This window comes from Janthinobacterium sp. GW822-FHT07H11 (assembly GCF_058798615.1).
Genome location: NZ_CM179507.1, coordinates 1,995,556 through 2,011,949 on the forward strand (window position 1 = coordinate 1,995,556; position 16,394 = coordinate 2,011,949).

15 protein-coding genes are annotated in these 16,394 nt (G+C 65.0%); 6 read left to right on the top strand and 9 right to left on the bottom strand.

The features are described from left to right. Nucleotides 1-239 precede the first annotated feature (239 nt). The 7 genes from AC3RCJ_RS08940 to AC3RCJ_RS08970 all read right to left on the bottom strand — a co-directional run bounded on the left by AC3RCJ_RS08940 (nucleotide 240) and on the right by AC3RCJ_RS08970 (nucleotide 9,057). On the bottom strand, nucleotides 240-1,475 hold the full coding sequence (locus tag AC3RCJ_RS08940; RefSeq protein WP_034759383.1) for an argininosuccinate synthase: 1,236 nt from the start codon (nucleotides 1,473-1,475) through the stop codon (nucleotides 240-242). 69 nt (nucleotides 1,476-1,544) lie between these two features. Further along, nucleotides 1,545-2,465, bottom strand: a complete 921-nt coding sequence (gene argF / locus AC3RCJ_RS08945; RefSeq protein WP_492963881.1) for an ornithine carbamoyltransferase — start codon at nucleotides 2,463-2,465, stop codon at nucleotides 1,545-1,547. Between the two features lie 282 nt (nucleotides 2,466-2,747). Beyond that, a complete protein-coding gene (locus AC3RCJ_RS08950) occupies nucleotides 2,748-5,606 on the bottom strand; it encodes an ATP-binding protein (RefSeq protein ID WP_492963879.1) in 2,859 nt (952 codons plus the stop codon). Nucleotides 5,607-5,768: 162 nt separating this feature from the next. Continuing rightward, nucleotides 5,769-6,221, bottom strand: a complete 453-nt coding sequence (locus AC3RCJ_RS08955) for a hypothetical protein (RefSeq protein ID WP_492963877.1) — start codon at nucleotides 6,219-6,221, stop codon at nucleotides 5,769-5,771. A 291-nt stretch (nucleotides 6,222-6,512) separates the two neighbouring features. Next, nucleotides 6,513-7,418, bottom strand: coding sequence for a ribosome small subunit-dependent GTPase A (rsgA, locus tag AC3RCJ_RS08960; RefSeq protein WP_034785059.1), 906 nt, complete (start codon nucleotides 7,416-7,418; stop codon nucleotides 6,513-6,515). Next, entirely contained in the window at nucleotides 7,415-7,780 is a 366-nt protein-coding gene (locus tag AC3RCJ_RS08965; protein WP_492963875.1) for a 4a-hydroxytetrahydrobiopterin dehydratase, read from the bottom strand. The genes rsgA and AC3RCJ_RS08965 overlap by 4 nt, the downstream gene beginning before the upstream one ends. Further along, a complete protein-coding gene (locus AC3RCJ_RS08970) occupies nucleotides 7,777-9,057 on the bottom strand; it encodes a M48 family metallopeptidase (RefSeq protein ID WP_492963873.1) in 1,281 nt (426 codons plus the stop codon). Before AC3RCJ_RS08970 ends, AC3RCJ_RS08965 begins: the two co-directional genes overlap by 4 nt. A 56-nt stretch (nucleotides 9,058-9,113) precedes the next feature. Between AC3RCJ_RS08970 and orn the strand changes: the two genes are divergently transcribed. After that, nucleotides 9,114-9,710, top strand: coding sequence for an oligoribonuclease (gene orn / locus AC3RCJ_RS08975; RefSeq protein ID WP_205704533.1), 597 nt, complete (start codon nucleotides 9,114-9,116; stop codon nucleotides 9,708-9,710). A gap of 98 nt (nucleotides 9,711-9,808) precedes the next feature. On the opposite strand, the gene AC3RCJ_RS08980 is transcribed toward orn, so the two are convergent. Next, complete coding sequence (locus AC3RCJ_RS08980) at nucleotides 9,809-10,174, bottom strand: hypothetical protein (RefSeq protein ID WP_492963871.1); 366 nt, start codon at nucleotides 10,172-10,174, stop codon at nucleotides 9,809-9,811. Then, nucleotides 10,171-11,115, bottom strand: coding sequence for a transcriptional regulator GcvA (gene gcvA, locus AC3RCJ_RS08985; protein WP_492963869.1), 945 nt, complete (start codon nucleotides 11,113-11,115; stop codon nucleotides 10,171-10,173). The genes AC3RCJ_RS08980 and gcvA overlap by 4 nt, the downstream gene beginning before the upstream one ends. Nucleotides 11,116-11,431: 316 nt before the next feature. On the opposite strand from gcvA, the gene AC3RCJ_RS08990 reads away from it, so the two are divergent. The 5 genes from AC3RCJ_RS08990 (at nucleotide 11,432) to AC3RCJ_RS09010 (ending at nucleotide 16,394) form a co-directional block, all read left to right on the top strand. After that, nucleotides 11,432-12,331 carry a DMT family transporter gene (locus AC3RCJ_RS08990; protein ID WP_492963867.1) on the top strand — a complete coding sequence of 300 codons (900 nt, stop codon included), beginning with the start codon at nucleotides 11,432-11,434 and terminating at the stop codon, nucleotides 12,329-12,331. 203 nt (nucleotides 12,332-12,534) lie between these two features. Next, the gene (locus tag AC3RCJ_RS08995) at nucleotides 12,535-13,632 is read left to right on the top strand and encodes a hemin-degrading factor (protein ID WP_492963889.1); all 1,098 of its coding nucleotides are present in this window, start codon (nucleotides 12,535-12,537) and stop codon (nucleotides 13,630-13,632) included. After that, nucleotides 13,620-14,546: a heme/hemin ABC transporter substrate-binding protein gene (locus AC3RCJ_RS09000; protein ID WP_492963865.1), complete on the top strand. Its 927-nt coding sequence runs from the start codon at nucleotides 13,620-13,622 to the stop codon at nucleotides 14,544-14,546. The genes AC3RCJ_RS08995 and AC3RCJ_RS09000 overlap by 13 nt, the downstream gene beginning before the upstream one ends. Next, entirely contained in the window at nucleotides 14,543-15,595 is a 1,053-nt protein-coding gene (locus AC3RCJ_RS09005; RefSeq protein WP_492963863.1) for a FecCD family ABC transporter permease, read from the top strand. The genes AC3RCJ_RS09000 and AC3RCJ_RS09005 overlap by 4 nt, the downstream gene beginning before the upstream one ends. A 10-nt stretch (nucleotides 15,596-15,605) precedes the next feature. Then, nucleotides 15,606-16,394: an ATP-binding cassette domain-containing protein gene (locus AC3RCJ_RS09010; RefSeq protein WP_492963861.1), complete on the top strand. Its 789-nt coding sequence runs from the start codon at nucleotides 15,606-15,608 to the stop codon at nucleotides 16,392-16,394.

Consider the following 16,394-nt stretch of genomic DNA (forward strand, 5'->3'; position numbering starts at 1 on the left):
GAGAAGCGCAACTGTGCGCATGCACAGTGAGCATCGCAGGCCGCAAATCGCGACGCGCAGTAGGTTATGTTAGGTGCTCTAAATTGCACTGTAGCATTTTGCCATGCAGACAGCAAAATGGGGGCGATGTCGGGACGTGCACGGCCGTAAATCGCGGCCGAGTGCGCTCCAGACGTAAAAAAGCCGCCCCAAGGCGGCTTGTGCCGGCAAGAAGGGCGGCGTTGCCGCCCCCGTCCTGCTTACTTCTGGCCGCGCTTTTCGCGGGCGATGGCGGCGATGCGCATGCGCAAGGCGTTCAGCTTGATGAAGCCGCCGGCATCGGCCTGGTTGTAGGCGCCGCCGTCTTCGTCGAAGGTGGCGATGTTCATGTCGAACAGCGAATCGGTCTTCGAATCGCGCGAGACGACGATGACATTGCCCTTGTACAACTTGATGCGTACCCAGCCGTTCACGGTTTCCTGCGTGTGATCGATCAGGGTTTGCAGGGCCACGCGCTCGGGCGCCCACCAGTAGCCGTTGTAGATCATCGAGGCGTAGCGCGGCATCAGGTCATCTTTCAGATGGGCCACTTCGCGGTCCAGGGTGATCGATTCGATGGCGCGGTGGGCTTTCAACATGATGGTGCCGCCCGGGGTTTCATAGCAGCCGCGCGATTTCATGCCGACGTAGCGGTTTTCCACCAGGTCCAGGCGTCCCACGCCATGCTTGCCGCCAACCTTATTCAGTTCGGCCAGCACGGTGGCGGGCGACATGCGCACGCCGTTGATGGCGACGATGTCGCCTTTTTCGTATTCGATGTCCAGGTATTCCGCTTCGTCCGGCGCCTTTTCAGGGCTGACGGTCCAGCGCCACATGGTTTCTTCGGCTTCGGCGCTCGGGTTTTCCAGGTGGCGGCCTTCAAAGCTGATGTGCAGCAAGTTGGCGTCCATCGAGTACGGCGCGCCGCCGTTCTTGTGCTTCATGTCGATCTCGATGCCGGCGTCTTCCGCGTACTTCAGCAGTTTTTCACGCGACAGCAGGTCCCACTCGCGCCATGGGGCGATGATCTTCACGCCCGGTTTCAGCGCGTAGGCGCCCAGCTCGAAGCGCACCTGGTCGTTGCCCTTGCCGGTGGCGCCGTGCGAGATGGCGTCGGCGCCCGTGGCGTTGGCGATTTCGATCAGGCGCTTGGCGATCAAAGGACGGGCGATCGAGGTACCCAGCAGGTATTCGCCTTCATACACGGTGTTGGCGCGGAACATGGGGAAGACGAAATCGCGCACGAATTCTTCACGCACGTCCTCGATATGGATGTTTTCCGGCTTGATGCCGAATTTGATGGCCTTGGCGCGTGCCGGTTCCAGTTCTTCGCCCTGGCCCAGGTCGGCCGTGAAGGTGACGATTTCGCACTGGTAGTTATCTTGCAGCCATTTCAGGATGACGGAGGTGTCGAGTCCGCCGGAATAGGCCAGGACTACTTTTTTGATGTCGCTCATATTGCTTCCAGTTGTCGTTGTCGATGTATGTGGTGCGATGCTGCCGGGAGTTCTGCAGTTCCAGGCGAATTATTGGATTTTACCGAGTAACAGGTATTCGATCAGCGCTTTTTGCACGTGCAGGCGGTTTTCCGCCTCGTCCCACACGACCGATTGCGGGCCGTCGATCACTTCGGCGGCCACTTCCTCGCCACGGTGGGCGGGCAGGCAGTGCATGAACAGCGCGTCGGGCGCGGCGCGGGACATCTTCGCGCCATCGACGATCCAGCCGTCGAAGGCGGCAATGCGGGCCGCGTTTTCCGCTTCGTAGCCCATGCTGGTCCAGACGTCCGTGTTGACCAGATGCGCGCCCTCGCAGGCGTCCGATGGGTTGGCGAAGAAGGTATAGCGCTCGGTCTTGACTTGCGCCAGGTCAATATCGTAGCCCTGCGGCGTCGATACGTTGACGTGGAAGCCGAATACTTCGGCCGCCTGCAGCCACGAGTACAGCATGTTGTTGGCATCGCCGATCCAGGCCACGACCTTGCCGGCGATCGAGCCGCGGTGCTCGATATACGTGAAGATGTCGGCAAAGACCTGGCACGGATGGTGTTCATTGGTCAGGCCATTGATCACCGGCACGCGCGAATTGGCGGCGAAACGCTCGATGATGTCCTGGCCAAACGTGCGCACCATGATGATGTCGCACATGCGCGACATGACCTGGCCCGCGTCTTCCACCGGCTCGCCGCGGCCCAGCTGCGAGTCGCGCGTGTTCAGGTAGATGGCGGCGCCGCCCAGCTGGTGCATGCCGGCCTCGAACGACAAGCGCGTGCGGGTCGAGTTCTTTTCAAAGACCATGACCAGGGTGCGGTCGATCAGCGGATGGTAGATCTCGTAGTTTTTGAACTTGCGCTTGATCAGATGGGCGCGTTCGATCACATATTCGTACTCTTCCAACGTGAAATCGGAAAACTGGAGGTAGTGCTTGATCGGTTTTTTTGTAGACATAATGACCACTTGAAGATGCGCAGGCCGCCGGCGGCGTGCCTTTCCCGCCGGCTTGCATCCGCCGAAAAATTTCGTGCGGATGGCTGCCTTGCCCGGCGCGCTGCTGTGTTGATCGGCGTCGCGCAAGCCAAGCTTGTCGCGCGGTTCGATGCGGTTTGCCAAGTTGAAAATAATGCAATGGCAGGGACTTCAGCCGTTCAATTATAAGGGTTTTGCTTTTAGATTGGAAAGACCGTCCGGACGGGTACTTGTATAGGCAAGCCCGCGCGTCCTCGCGGCCTGCTAGTAGAGGGCGGCCGGGGCGGCGGTATCGAGCCGGGGCGCCACCAATGGCAGATCGAGCGTGAAGCGGGTGCCGGCGGGGCTGCTGCTCACCTGTATCGTCCCGCCCAGCAGTGCCGTGACGATGTTGTAGCTGATCGACAAACCCAGCCCGCTGCCGCCCTGGCCCAGCTTGGTGGTGAAGAAGGGGTCGAAGATGCGCGACAAATACTGTTCGGCAATGCCGCCGCCATTGTCCGCAAACACGATCTGCACGCGCGTGGCCTGGGCCGTGGCGGACAGGCGCATGCAGCCGGCGCTGGCGCTGCCGTCGCCGCCGCCGCCTTGGTCGAAGGCGTGCAGCAGGGCGTTGTTGATCAGGTTGGTGATCACCTGGCCGAACGGCCCCGGATAGCTGTCCATGGCGATGCCGAAATCGATCTCGGTCTCGATGCGGTGGCCCGAGCTGCGGATGCGGTTCATGACGGTGGCGATGATTTCATTGCTCACTTGCTGCAGATCAAACTGGCGCCGCTGCTCGGTGGTGCGGTCGACGGCGACCTGCTTGAAGCTGTTGACCAGGTCGGCCGCGCTGTGCAGGCCGCGCATCACCAGCGCCGCCGCCTTGCCCGCGTCGTCGATGTAGGCGGCCAGGTCGGAGCGGCGCAGGCCGGGACCGTTCATCAGGCGTTCCACGTCTTCCGTCTTTTGCTGCATGGTGCTGGCGATCAACAGACTGTTGCCGATCGGCGTATTGAGTTCGTGCGCGACGCCGGCCATCAGCGAGCCGAGGGCGGCCAGCTTTTCCTGCGACACCAGTTGCGCCTGGGCATCCTGCAACTGGCGGTAGGCACTGGCATTGTCGAGCGCGATGGCGCCGTACGCGCACAGCGTGCGGAAGATCAGCCGCTCGCGTTCGCCATACGCGTTCGCATGGCAAGCCTGCACCGTCATCACGCCCAGGATGCGCTCGCCCACCATCAGCGGCACGTACAGCACGCTCTGGTTGTGCTGGGTGCCGGGCACGGTATAGGCATGGCGCCGCGGCGGCACCTGGGCGATATACACTTCGCGCCGGCCCTGCAGGCAGCGCACGGAGTAGGCGCGTGGGTTGCTGAGAGGAATAGCGTTGTCGGGCAGGGGCCGGCCCGCCTCCATGCCGTGCGCGCGCCGCAGCGCCGTGCCGGCAGGATCGAGCATGTAGACGGCGAAGGTATTCACGGGCAACAGCGCATGCACGTGGCGATCGAGCACCTGGAAGACGGCGCCGGCGTCGAGATGGGTGGTGATTTCCTGGCCGATGGCCGACAGGCGTTCCAGCGTGTCGCTGGTCTGCTGCAGCACTTCGGCACGGCGCGCTTCGGAAGCGGCCAGTTCGCGGTGGTGATAGCCTTCCGAGCGCGCATGTTCGGTCTGGTGGTGGACCTGCATGGCGATGGCGCGGTTGCTTGCCTGCTGGGAATGGTTTTTTTCGCGCGCCACGCCCGCATCGAGCGCGATGTCGTAGGCGCGCGCATAGTCGCCCGCATGCGCGTATTCGCGCGCCAGCGCGTCGAGCAATTCGCCCGGCGGCGAATAGCCGTCGATGGAGCCGGCGACCAGCAGCGCCTGGTGCAGATAATGCAGTGCGGGGTTGCGTTCAAGCATGTCGGGCGGCGACGGCAATTCGTGGCGCGCGTGCAGCATGGCCAGCACGCGCAGCGCCGCCACCTGGTGCATGGCGTCGCCCTGCGTGGCGGCCAGCTGGCGCGCGCGTTCGGCCGCCTGGCGCGCCTCGTCGGGGCGGTCCAGGTAGGACAGCGCGTGGGCGCTGCCGCGCTGGGCCATGCTGCGGAAATCCGCCTGGCCCAGCGCTTCGGCGCGCTGCGCCAGCCGGCTGAAGGCGTCGAGCGCCGTGTCGTAGTCGCCCTTGTCCAGGCTCAGTTCGCCCAGGTGGAAGAGGGCGTTGGCAAAGGTGCGCGCACCGGCCACGGGCGCCAGGATGTGCAGCGCCTCGCGCAGCATCTCTTCGGCGACGGCAAGCCGGCCCAGCTTGCGCATGGTTTCGGCCGTATGCGTGAGGCAGGCGCCGATGCTGCGCGGCCAGCCCGTGGGGCGGGCCAGGTCCAGCGCGCACTGCATCCATTCGAGTGCCGATTCGTGGTCGTTCAGGCTGGCGAAGCAGTCGCCGATATTGATCGCCGCCGTGATCGCGCCACGCAACTGGCCGCTTTCCAGCGCCGCCTCGTAGCTTTGCATGTAGTGGCCGGCGGCCGTGCCCAGGTCGCGCGAGCTGTGCGCAAGCAGGCCGTGGAAATCATGGACCCAGGTCGCCAGCGGGGCGGCCAGCTGGCCGCCGGTGCCGGCGCTATGGAAGCGCGCGCCCCAGCGCGCCTGTGCCGCCGGCGCATCGCGCAGCACGGCCCAGCGCGCTGTCGCGGCATCGGCCAGGCTGGCGCGCGCCGCGTCGCCCGCGCTGCGCGCCTGCTCCGCCGCCGCCAGCAATTCGGCATCGCAGCGGGCATGGTCGCCCCGGTCGACGGCGATCGACGAGAGCAGCCAGTGGGCGTCGGCACAGCCGCCGCCGTTGCCATGCGCGCACAGGATGGCGTGCGCCTCCCGGGCGCGTTCCTCGGCGATATCGAGTTCGCCATGTAGCCAGTCGAGTTCCGCCTGGACCAGCAGCAAGCGCGCCTGCGCCTGTTCCAGCGCGGCGCAGTCCAGGCCGGCCATTGGCAGCAGCACGCGGGCTTCCTCGCCGAGCTGGCTGGCGCGCAGGCAGTCGCGTTGCCGCAGATGCCAGGATAGCAACAGCAGATGCGGTACGCGCCCGGCGCCGCGCAGCGACGGCAACTCGCTTTCCCACTGCGCTATTTCATGCTCGAGCGCGAACATTTCCATTCGACAAATCTCCCCGCAAAACAGTGGTGATGGCCTGCGGGTGCCAGGCCATATGTCACTGCATTGTAAGCTGCATTGGGGAGCAATTGTCCAGTGCGGCAGGCAGATTTCGCGCGCGCACAGGCTGGCACGGGGCGGTTGCCCCTGCCGCAGGGGAATCGCCTAGCGCGACACGAGCCGCACCGAATTCGCCCCTTCGAGCCGCATGGCCGTGCGGCTGTCGGCGGGCATGCGCAGTCCCGGCAGAAACTGGGCATCGTCGATTACCACGTGCTCGCCAGCATCACTGAAAGCGAAGGTGGCGCCGCGCCGTGTGACGAACAGGCCTGGCGCCTGGGGGAAGATTTCGACTTCCGCCTTGTCGCGCCGTTCGTTCTTGTCGCTCAGGCGGCCGTAGAAATGCTGGTTTTGTTCGCGCACCACGAGGATCTGCTGATTCGACAGCAGGTATTGCTGCTCGATTTCCAGCGCTTCCTGCGCGCTGACGCGGTGCGGCGAACTGACGCTGACGCGCACGCTGTCGGCATCTTGCGGGGCCGCTTGGGCCAGGGCGCCGGCGCAAGCGAGCGACAGCAGTGCGGCGGCGGCCAACGGGAAAAGACGGGGGGTATGCATGAGATTCACCTTGAATCGGGGTTGAGGATAGGATTTAGACCGGATGATCGCTGCCTGGTTTCCTGCAGGGACTGATGTCAAGGTAGCAAATGCCCATCGCCGTCACCAGCATGCGGCGATGAAATGCCGGTTTCGGGCGCTGAACTGCATAAAAACGGTGACGGATGGTTTTTGGGATTAAACGCGGAAAGCGGGCTCGACAACAAAATTTAATTTTTTCTGTCGAGCCGTGGATGGTATTAAATTTGCATGGCCGCGCCGCCATGCCATGGCGGACGCGACCGGCGGCGCTCAGTAGAGGGTCTGGGCCGATTCGTGCAGCAGCTGGCCATACAGGGTATGGCGCATCTTGGCGATCTTGCCTTCAGACAAGGCTTGCAGGATCGCGCACTGCGGCTCGATCAGGTGGCGGCAGTTATAGAACTTGCAGCCGCCCAGGTAGGGCTGGAATTCGCGGAAGGCGCGCTCGAGCATGCCTTCGCTCAAGTGGTACAGGCCGAATTCCTGGAAGCCCGGCGAATCGATGATGGAACTGTTGGCACCCAGTTCGTCGAGCTTGTACAGGCGCGTAAAGGTGGTCGTGTGCTTGCCCGTGTCGAGCGCGGCCGAGATTTCGCGCACGGCGATATCGGCGTCCGGCACCAGCAGGTTGATCAGCGACGACTTGCCCATGCCCGACTGGCCGATCAGGATCGACGACTGGCCCGCCAGCAGCGGTGCCAGGGTGGCCACGGCGTGCTCCGGTTCGGCGCGCGCCGACACTTCGTCGACGGGATAGCCCATCGAGGAGTACGGCAGCAGGCGTTCGCGCGCGCGCTCCAGCGAGGCCGTCACGTCCGTTTTGTTCAGGATGATGCGCGCCTCGATGCCGGCCGCATCGGCCGCCACCAGCGAGCGCGAGATCAGGTCGTCGGCAAAGCCCGGCTCCGTCGCCACGACGATGAACAGCTGCGTCAGGTTGGCGGCCAGCAGCTTGGATTTGTACTGGTCCGAGCGGTACAGCAGGGTCTTGCGTTCCTCGATGCGGTCGATGACGGCCTGGTCGTTGGAGGTGCGCGTCAGGTGCACGATGTCGCCCACGGCCACATTGGTTTTCTTGCCGCGCGTCACGCATTGCAGCTTGGCGCCGTCCACGTCGGCCAGGTAGTGGCGTCCGTGGGCGGCGATGATGACGCCCGTCAACTTGCCTTCGCTCATGGGGCCACCTGGCTGCTCTGGAAGATGAGGTCGGCCTTGGCGGCGCAGATGAAGTCGTTTTCGGACAGGCCGCCGGCGCCCTGGTTGACCGAATGCGTGTCGTAGCGCACGGCGCAGGTGTGGTAAGTGATGATGAGCTCCGGATGGTGGTCTTGCGTATGGGTCATATAGGCCAGGGCGTTCACGAACGCCAGGGTCTGGTAGTAATTCTTGAAGCCGAAATCGCGGCACAGCTTGCCCTGTCGCACGCTCCATTGCGGCAGCAGCGCGTGCAGGGTGGCGACGCCGGTGTCGCCCAGCGCGTGCTGGCGCGGCGCGCAGGACAGGTGGGCCAGCTCTTGCAGTGTGGAAGGCGTATTCATGCGACGGCTCCTTTCAGGTGGCGGATGCGCACGCTGGCCGGCGGGTGGCTGTCGTAGAAGGCCGAGTGCAGCGGGTCGGGCGTCAGGGTTGACGCATTGTCTTCATACATCTTGACGAGGGCAGAGACCAGGTCGTCCGCCTGCGTGTGGGTGGCGGCAAAGGCGTCGGCCTCGAATTCATGCTTGCGCGAGCTGAGCGAGGTCAACGGTCCCAGCAGGAAAGTGAAGACGGGCAAGGCCAGCATGAACAACAGCAGGGCCAGCGCGTCCGTCGGCTGGCCCGTCAAGGCCAGCGCCACGGGATCGATGCCCAGGCCCGCATAGAACCACGGCTGCGTCTTCAGGAAGCCCAGCAGTGCCAGAAAGCCCAGCGAGATGAGAAACATCATGGCGATGCGCTTGACGATGTGCTTGAGCTTGAAATGGCCCAGTTCATGCGCCAGCACGGCCTCGATTTCCTGCGGCGCCAGGCGCGACAGCAGGGTGTCGAAGAAGACGATGCGCTTGTTGGCGCCAAAGCCCGAGAAATACGCATTGCCGTGGGCGCTGCGCTTCGAGCCGTCCATGACGAACAAGCCTTTCGAGGCGAAACCGACGCGCTGCATCAAGCCTTCGATGCGGCTTTTCAGCGCTTCATCAGCCAGCGGCGTGAATTTGTTGAATAGCGGGGCGATGACGGTGGGAAACAGCACCATCATCAGCAACTGGAAGCCGCTCCAGACGAGCCAGGCATAGAACCACCACAGGTCGCCACTTTTCGCCATCAGGGTCAGCACGACCCAGATCAGCGGCAGGCCGATGGCCGCGCCCAGCAGCACGCCCTTGAGCATGTCGGTGAAGAACAGCTTGCGCGCCATGGTGTTGAAGCCGAAACGTTGTTCCAGCACAAACTGGCGGTAGTAATCGAAGGGCAGGTCGATCAGGCCGGAAATGGCGGCAAAGGCGGCGATCAGGCCGATCTGGTACAGCATGGGCGAACCCGCTCCCATCCATGCATTCAGGGACAGTGCCAGCCACTGCAAGCCGCCCAGCAAGGTAAAACCGACCAGCACGGCATAGTTGACCAGCAGGGTCAGCAGGCCGAACTTGGTCTTCGCCACCGTGTAGTCGGCTGCCTTCTGGTGCGCGGCCAGCGGGATCTTTTCCGCGAATTCGGCGGGCACGGCGGCGCGGTGGGCCAGCACGTGGCGGATCTGCCGCGACGCGAGCCAGAAGCGCACGGCCAGGGTCAAAACGAGGACGGATACAAACAAAATCGAAAACGCGAGTGAATACATTCTGTGCCTGTGAGAAAATGGCTGATTATTTAGTTTGATTAGGCCAAGAGAGAATTATGTCACAAGCGACCGACTTAGCTGCATCCACCCCCGCACCCGTTGTCCCCGCACGTCCCAATGAGATGAACCTGGTCTGGGTCGACATGGAAATGACGGGCCTGGAGCCCGACACCGACCGCATCATCGAGGTGGCGGTGGTGGTGACGGACATGCACTTGAACCTGCTGGCCGAAGGCCCCGTGTTCGTGATTCACCAGTCGGATGAAACCCTGAACAAGATGGATGCCTGGAACAAGGGCACGCACGGCCGTTCGGGCCTGATCGACAAGGTGAAAGCGTCGACCGTGACGGAAGCGCAGGCGGAAGCGGAACTGATCGCGTTCCTGAAGAAATACGTACCGGCAGGCAAGTCGCCCATGTGCGGCAACACCATCGGCCAGGACCGCCGCTTCATGGTGCGCGGCATGCCGAAGCTGGAAGCGTTCTTCCACTATCGCAATGTTGATGTATCGACATTGAAAGAGCTGTGCAAGCGCTGGAAGCCGGAAATCGCCACCGGTTTCAAGAAGCACCAGAAGCACACGGCGCTGGCCGATATCCTCGAGTCGATCGAGGAATTGAAGTACTACCGCGAGCATTTCATTAAGCTGTAATGGCGTTGTCGGCTTACGAGTGTTGTCGGCTTACGCGCTGCGCGCTAAGCCGACCTACGGAGCATTGCAACTGCTGGCGCGGCTTGGCGTAGGTCGGCTTAGCGCCCTGGCGCGTAAGCCGACACGGCCGCCGCCTCGAAGGCCAGGCTGTGCCAAACCCCATCCTCGTCCTGCCATTCCAGCGCAAACGCCCCCGTTTGCCGCACGTCCGCGATCCACACGGTTTCGCCAGGGCGGCGGAAATATTCCTCGCACTGGCCGAACGGCTGCTTCAGGCGGCACAGCACCAGTCCCTCGCCCGCCACGGCACACCATTGCTCATTGATATCGATCAAGGCCACGGCCGGGTCGCCATAGAACGCGCCCAGGCTGGCCTGCCGGCCGTCGGCCGCCGTCACCGTGGCTTGTTCATATTCATGCTGGACAATATATGTGGCGCTGCGCGCCAGTTCCCTGTTCGTCATGCGCTCTCCACGGTAGGCCAGACGGTTTCCTGGTCGGCGCGCGCCTCGGCGATCAGCCATTCGCAGAATGCGTGCACGAGGGGCCGCGTTTCCGCTTGGGGCGAACGCAGCAGGTAATAGCAGTGGGGGCCGCGCACGGCGTGTTCGAACACGCGCACCAGCCGGCCCGAGCGCAGGTCGTCGCCGATCAGGGGACTGGCGGCAATGGCCACGCCCTGGCCGCTGGCGGCCGCGTCCAGGCACAGATACGTGTGCGAAAAGCGCGCGCCGCTGTTGCCGCTATTGCCGCTGTAATGGACGCCGCAGCTGTGCAGCCAGCGCGTCCAGTCGATTTCGCCGGGCAGGTGCACTTCCGGCTCGTCGTGCAGCAGCGGATAGCGCAGCAGGTCGGCGGGCTGGCGCAGGCTGGCTGCGTTGGCGCGAAAGTCGGGGCTGCAGACGGCGGAAAACCATTCTTCCATCAGCAAATCCACTTTCAGGCCCGGATAGCGGCCCGGCCCCAGGCGGATGGCCACGTCCACGCCATCGCGCGCCAGGTCGACCGGATGCATGGACGCCAGCACGCGCAGCTCGATCTGCGGATGGCGGTCGCGCAGCCGGCCCAGGCGCGGCATCAGCCAGCGCGAGACGAGCGAGCTGGTGGCTGTCACCGTCACCACCTTGTCGTCGCCCTGGCGGCGCGCCTGCTCGGAGACGTCGGCCAGCTGGTTGAGTATCGGCCCCAGCGAGGCTGCATAGCGCTGGCCGGCGCTGGTGAGCACCACGCCGCGCGGCAGCCGCTGGAACAGCACGATACCGAGCCACGCCTCCAGCTGTTTCACATGGTGGCCAATGGCGCCGGCCGAGACGTGCAATTCTTCGCCCGCGCGCTGGAAGCCTTCATGGCGGGCTGCCGCCTCGAAGGCGTGCAGGGCGGCGAGCGGTGGCAAGGGACGTGACATGGCACTCTTCTGGAGAATTGAGCCTCAGTAAAATTCGGCCTATCCGTGAAGAATATTGGTTTGTTTCATTTTGCGCAAGCGAATATGATGCCGTCATTGCGTGAATCGACCCGCAATAGGATTCACGCACGCATCATCTTCCAGCCTTGCTTGGCATTAATATTTACAACGCCTGGGAAAACCGTCGCGAGCGGCAGTGATTTGTGGCTGAGAAGCGCAACCGTACTTGTACGGGGCCGCCGAGGCGGTGAGCATCGCCGGCCGCAAAGCGCGACGCGCAGCAGGTTTGCCCAGGTGTTACTGAAAGAGGTTAGTCATGTCTGATCGCCGCGCCGTTGCGCTGGTGTTGTTGTCGGCCGCCGGTTTCGGCAGTTCCGCCGTGTTTGCCAAGGCGGCCTATGCGTCCGGGGTCAACCCGTCGACCATGCTGGCCTTGCGCTTCGTCATTGCCGCCATGCTGTTGCTGCCGCTGGTCTGGCTCGGTGGCTGGCGCTTGCCGCGCGGCCGCCTGCTGGCGGGCTATATGCTGATGGGCTTGATGTACACGGCCCAGTCGCAAGGCTATTTCAATGCCTTGCTGTATGCCAGCAGCGGCCTGTGCGGCATGCTGCTGTATGTGTATCCCGTACTGGTCACCGTCCTCGCGCTGGCGCTGGGCTGGGAAAAGCTGGACCGCCGCATGCTGGTGCTGATGGCCCTGGCGATTGCCGGCATGGCCATCACCCTGGGCGGCAAGCTGCAGGGCCAGCCCATCGGCATCGCGCTGGCCTTGATGGCCGCCGGCGTCTACGCCGTGTACATCCTGTTTGGCAACAGCCTGTCCAAGAGCAAGGAAAATATCCATCCGCTGGCCGCCTGCGTGGTGATCCTGGGCACGGCCGGCATCGCCAACAGCGCCATCGCCGCGTGGCAGGGCGTGTCCTTGCCCGGCACGGCCACGGGCTGGCTGGCCGTTTGCGCCATTGCGCTGTTCTCGACAGCCATCGCGATCGCCGCCTTCTTTGCCGGCGTGGCACAGATCGGCGCAGCCAAGGCCTCCATCATTTCCACGTTCGAGCCCGTCATCACGATGGCCTTCGGCGTGACCCTGCTGAAAGAGTCGGTGAGCGGCACGCAACTGCTGGGCGGTGCCATGGTGCTGGCCGCCGTGGTCTTGCTGGCGCAGCGGCCTGCGCCCAAGCGGGAGTCCATGCCGGCCGTGCAGGCCAGCGCCTGAGCCTGTTTTTCCTGAACTGATCGGCCGTATCGATCGGTCTCCTTTGACGCCGCGACGGGTTTCCTGTCGCGGCGTTTTTTTTATGCAAGTAAATAAGACTTGATTGCGAATGATTCTCATTTATAATTGACTTCAAGATTCCCCCACCACCAGCCAGCCCATGCCAGCCAGTGTTCGCCTTGAAAGGAGACACCGTGACGAGCATGCCCCCTATTTGCCATACCGAGCTGGTCGCCAGCGAATTTGCCCGCCTGCGCCGCGAAAAGAAGGCCCGCCACCGCGACATCGCCGAGGAACTGGGCATAGCCGAAGGCGAGCTGATCGCCGCGCATGCGGGCCTGTCGCTGGCCGATGGCGCCTTGCTGGGCGCCGAGCGCCTGCAGGCCGACTGGCCCGCCATCGTCGCCGCGCTGGAACCGCTGGGCGAAGTCATGGCCCTGACGCGCAACGCCTCGTGCGTGCATGAAAAGACGGGCGTCTACCGCAAGGCCAGCCACAACAACCATGTGGGCCTGGTGCTGGGCGGCGACATCGACCTGCGCGTGTTCTACCGCCAGTGGGCGCATGGCTTTGCCGTGCGCGAGGTGAACGAAAAAGGGGGTGAGAAGGAAATGCAGCGCAGCCTGCAGTTTTTCGATGCGGCCGGCCACGCCGTGCACAAGATTTTCCTCAAGCCGCAAAGCGATATTGCCGCCTACGACGCGCTGGTGGCGCGTTTTGCCGACGCGAACCAGGCGGCCGGCATCGCCGTGACGGCGCCACCGCCGCCGCCGGCCGAATTGCCCGACGCGCAGATCGACGTGGCCGGTTTTCGCGCCGCCTGGGCCGACCTGCGCGACACGCACGATTTTTTCACCGTGCTGAAAAAATATGCGGTCTCGCGCCTGCAGGGCCTGCGCCTGGCCGAAGCGCGCTTCGTGCAGCAGATCGACACATCCTGCGTGCTTGACCTGCTCAACGATGCGGCCCTTGAAAAAGTGTCCATCATGGCCTTCGTCGGCAATGCCGGCATGATCCAGATCCATTCGGGGCCCGTGCACAAGATCGCCGTGATGGGGCCGTGGATCAATATCCTCGATACCCGCTTCAACCTGCATTTGCGCGAAGACCATGTCGCCAGCGCCTGGGTGGTGAAAAAGCCCACGGTTGACGGCCTGGTGACGTCGGTGGAACTGTTCGATGCGAAGGGCGACACCATCGTCATGTTCTTCGGCGAGCGCAAGCCGGGCGTGCATGAATTGTGCGAATGGCGCCATATCGTCGACAGGGTGGCGCAGGAGGGCGAACTATGCGCCGCATGATCGCCGCCAGCGTGGCGCGCCGCATCGCGCTGAAAAAAATGGGGGCGGGAGCGCTGGCCCTGGCCACGCCGATGCAGGTGCTGGCGGCAGTGACCGACGCGGCCAAGCCGCAGGCCAAGGCGCGGCGCATCGTCAGCGTGGGCGGCGCGCTGACGGAAATCGTCTACGCGCTCGAGGCGCAGGGCGAGCTGGTGGGCGTCGATACCACCTCGCTGTATCCGGCCGTGGCGCGGCAGCTGCCGCAGGTCGGCTATGCGCGCACCTTGTCGGCCGAGGGCGTGCTGTCGCTGGCGCCCACGCAGCTGATCGCCACCGAGGAAGCGGGGCCGCAAGCCGTGCTGCGCCAGGTGCGCGAGGCGGGCGTGCCGGTGGCGGTGCTGAGCGCGAACAACCAATTCGAAGGCTTGCTCGAACGGGTAAAACAGGTGGGCCGCATCACGGGACGTGCCGAGCCCGCCGCGCGCCTGGCGCAAAGCCTGCAGCAGCAGTGGCGCGGCGCCCTGGCCAAGGTGCAGCAGCGCCAGCATGCGCCCGTGCGCGTGCTGTTCATCCTGGCCCACGCGCCGAACCAGGTGATGGTGGGCGGGCGCGAGACGGGCGCCGACGCCATGCTCGCGTATGCGGGCGCCGTCAACGTGATGGGCGGGCAGGGTGGATTCGCCGGCTACAAGCCGCTGACGCCCGAAGCGGTGATCGCCGCGCAGCCCGACATCGTGCTCGTCACGGACCAGGGCTTGAAGGCTTCGGGCGGCGTGGACGGCATCCTCAAATTGCCTGGGTTGGCGCAGACGCCGGCCGGGCGCAAGCAGCGCATCGTCTCGCAGGAAGCCATGCTGCTGCTGGGCTTTGGCCCGCGCATGCCGCTGGCGCTGGCCGAACTCGACGCCGCCTTCGCCAAGGCCATGGCCGCATGAACGTGGCCTCCCTGATGCCCGCGACACCCTGGCGCTGGCCGCCTTGGGGCGCTGGCGGCTTGCTGGCCGCCACACTGGCTGGCGGCCTGCTCGTCGCCGTGCAGGCGGGCGCCGTGCCCGTAAGCCTGGCCGACTGGCTGGCGCCGTTTCAGTCTGGCGACGCGGCGCTGTCCGGCGGTGCCTACGTGCTGTGGCATATCCGTTTGCCGCGCGCCCTGTTCGCCATGCTGATCGGCGCCGCGCTGGCGCTGGCAGGCGGCCTGACGCAAGGGCTGTTCCGCAATCCGCTGGCCGATCCGGGGCTGCTGGGCATCAGCAGCGGCGCCGCCTGCGCGGGCGCGGCCACCATCGTCTTTGCCGCCAGCCTGCAGGTGGCGCCGGAACTGCGCGTGTGGCTGCTGCCAGCCGCCGCGTTCGCGGGCGCCATGCTCATTTGCGTGCTGCTCGACCGGGTCGCCCGCTGGGCCACGCCGGGTTCCATCGTCGGCCTGCTGCTGACGGGCGTGGCGCTGAACGCCATCACGGTGGCCGTCATGGGCCTGTGCATCTACCTGGCCAGCGACGATCAATTACGCACCCTGACCTTCTGGACCCTCGGTTCGCTGTCGGCCGGCAGCTGGCGCCAGGTGGCGGCCTTGCTGCTGGTGCTGGCCGGCGGGCTGTGGGCCACGCGTTACCTGATGCGCGCACTGAACGCGCTGGCGCTGGGCGAGTCCGCGGCCCTGCACGTGGGCGTCGACGTGGGCCGGCTGCGCACGCAGGTGATCGTGCTGGTGGCCGTGCTGACGGGCTTTGCCGTCGCCTGGTGCGGCGGCATCGGCTTCATCGGCCTGATCGCGCCGCACCTGGTGCGCACCTGGCTGGGGGCCGACCAGCGCAAGGTGCTGCCGCTGGCGATGCTGATGGGCGGCTTGCTGCTGCTGGCGGCCGACACCCTGGCGCGCACGGTGGCCATCCCCGCGGAAGTGCCCGTCGGTATTTTCACGGCGCTGCTGGGCGGGCCCTTCTTCCTGATGCTGTTGCGGCGTTTTCGCCACGCCAGCGCCTGAAAGGATGGCCATGACGCCTTTATTGGAACTCTCTTTCGCCACGACACAGCTGGGCCAGCAGTATTTCGGCCCCTTCAATGTGCGGGTAGCGCCCGGCGAACGCGTCGCCATCCTCGGCCCCAGCGGCGCAGGCAAGTCGACCTTGCTCAAACTGATGGCGCGCGAACTGCGCCCGCTGGCGGGCACGGTGGCGTTTGCCGGGCGGCCGCTGGCGCAGTGGCCGCTGGCGGAACTGGCGCTGCGCCGCGCCGTGCTGCCGCAGGCATCGCATGTCGCTTTCGGCCTGCCGTCCGACCTGGTGATCGGCCTGGGTCGGGTGGCGCGCCTGGCCGATCCGCAGCTGGAGCGGATCGTGCGCGACGCCGCCGCGCTGGCGCATGCCACGCATTTGCTGGGGCGCCGCCTGGACACCCTGTCCGGCGGCGAGCAGGCCAGGGTGCAGCTGGCGCGCATCTTTGCGCAATTGTGGGACGTCGAAGGTGGTCTGGTGCTGGTGGACGAGCCGCTGGCCGCGCTCGACCCGGGCCTGCAATTGGACCTGCTGGATGGCCTGGCGCAGTTCAGTGCCGCGCGCGGCCATGCCGTCATCGCCATCCTGCACGACATCAACCACGCCTTGCTGGGTTTCGAGCGGCTGCTGCTGGTGCGCTCGGGCCAGCTGGTCGCCGATATCGCCAGCGATGCCGGGGCGGTTCCCGCCCTGGCCGCGCTGTACGGCATCGCCCTGACGACGGCCATCAACAGCGATGGCGACGTGTGCGTCATCCCCGCCAGAAGCGCGCTACGCAGGGCTGCCTGA

What these genes read in the sequence shown, in the direction of transcription:
- AC3RCJ_RS09000 (WP_492963865.1), top strand. Translation starts at nt 13,620, where the DNA reads ATGCGCCGCATGATCGCCGCCAGCGTGGCGCGCCGCATCGCGCTGAAA.
- AC3RCJ_RS08950 (WP_492963879.1), bottom strand. Translation starts at nt 5,606, where the DNA reads ATGGAAATGTTCGCGCTCGAGCATGAAATAGCGCAGTGGGAAAGCGAG.
- AC3RCJ_RS08990 (WP_492963867.1), top strand. Translation starts at nt 11,432, where the DNA reads ATGTCTGATCGCCGCGCCGTTGCGCTGGTGTTGTTGTCGGCCGCCGGT.
- AC3RCJ_RS09005 (WP_492963863.1), top strand. Translation starts at nt 14,543, where the DNA reads ATGAACGTGGCCTCCCTGATGCCCGCGACACCCTGGCGCTGGCCGCCT.
- argF (WP_492963881.1), bottom strand. Translation starts at nt 2,465, where the DNA reads ATGTCTACAAAAAAACCGATCAAGCACTACCTCCAGTTTTCCGATTTC.
- AC3RCJ_RS09010 (WP_492963861.1), top strand. Translation starts at nt 15,606, where the DNA reads ATGACGCCTTTATTGGAACTCTCTTTCGCCACGACACAGCTGGGCCAG.
- rsgA (WP_034785059.1), bottom strand. Translation starts at nt 7,418, where the DNA reads ATGAGCGAAGGCAAGTTGACGGGCGTCATCATCGCCGCCCACGGACGC.
- orn (WP_205704533.1), top strand. Translation starts at nt 9,114, where the DNA reads ATGTCACAAGCGACCGACTTAGCTGCATCCACCCCCGCACCCGTTGTC.
- AC3RCJ_RS08995 (WP_492963889.1), top strand. Translation starts at nt 12,535, where the DNA reads ATGCCCCCTATTTGCCATACCGAGCTGGTCGCCAGCGAATTTGCCCGC.
- gcvA (WP_492963869.1), bottom strand. Translation starts at nt 11,115, where the DNA reads ATGTCACGTCCCTTGCCACCGCTCGCCGCCCTGCACGCCTTCGAGGCG.
- AC3RCJ_RS08965 (WP_492963875.1), bottom strand. Translation starts at nt 7,780, where the DNA reads ATGAATACGCCTTCCACACTGCAAGAGCTGGCCCACCTGTCCTGCGCG.
- AC3RCJ_RS08940 (WP_034759383.1), bottom strand. Translation starts at nt 1,475, where the DNA reads ATGAGCGACATCAAAAAAGTAGTCCTGGCCTATTCCGGCGGACTCGAC.
- AC3RCJ_RS08970 (WP_492963873.1), bottom strand. Translation starts at nt 9,057, where the DNA reads ATGTATTCACTCGCGTTTTCGATTTTGTTTGTATCCGTCCTCGTTTTG.
- AC3RCJ_RS08980 (WP_492963871.1), bottom strand. Translation starts at nt 10,174, where the DNA reads ATGACGAACAGGGAACTGGCGCGCAGCGCCACATATATTGTCCAGCAT.
- AC3RCJ_RS08955 (WP_492963877.1), bottom strand. Translation starts at nt 6,221, where the DNA reads ATGCATACCCCCCGTCTTTTCCCGTTGGCCGCCGCCGCACTGCTGTCG.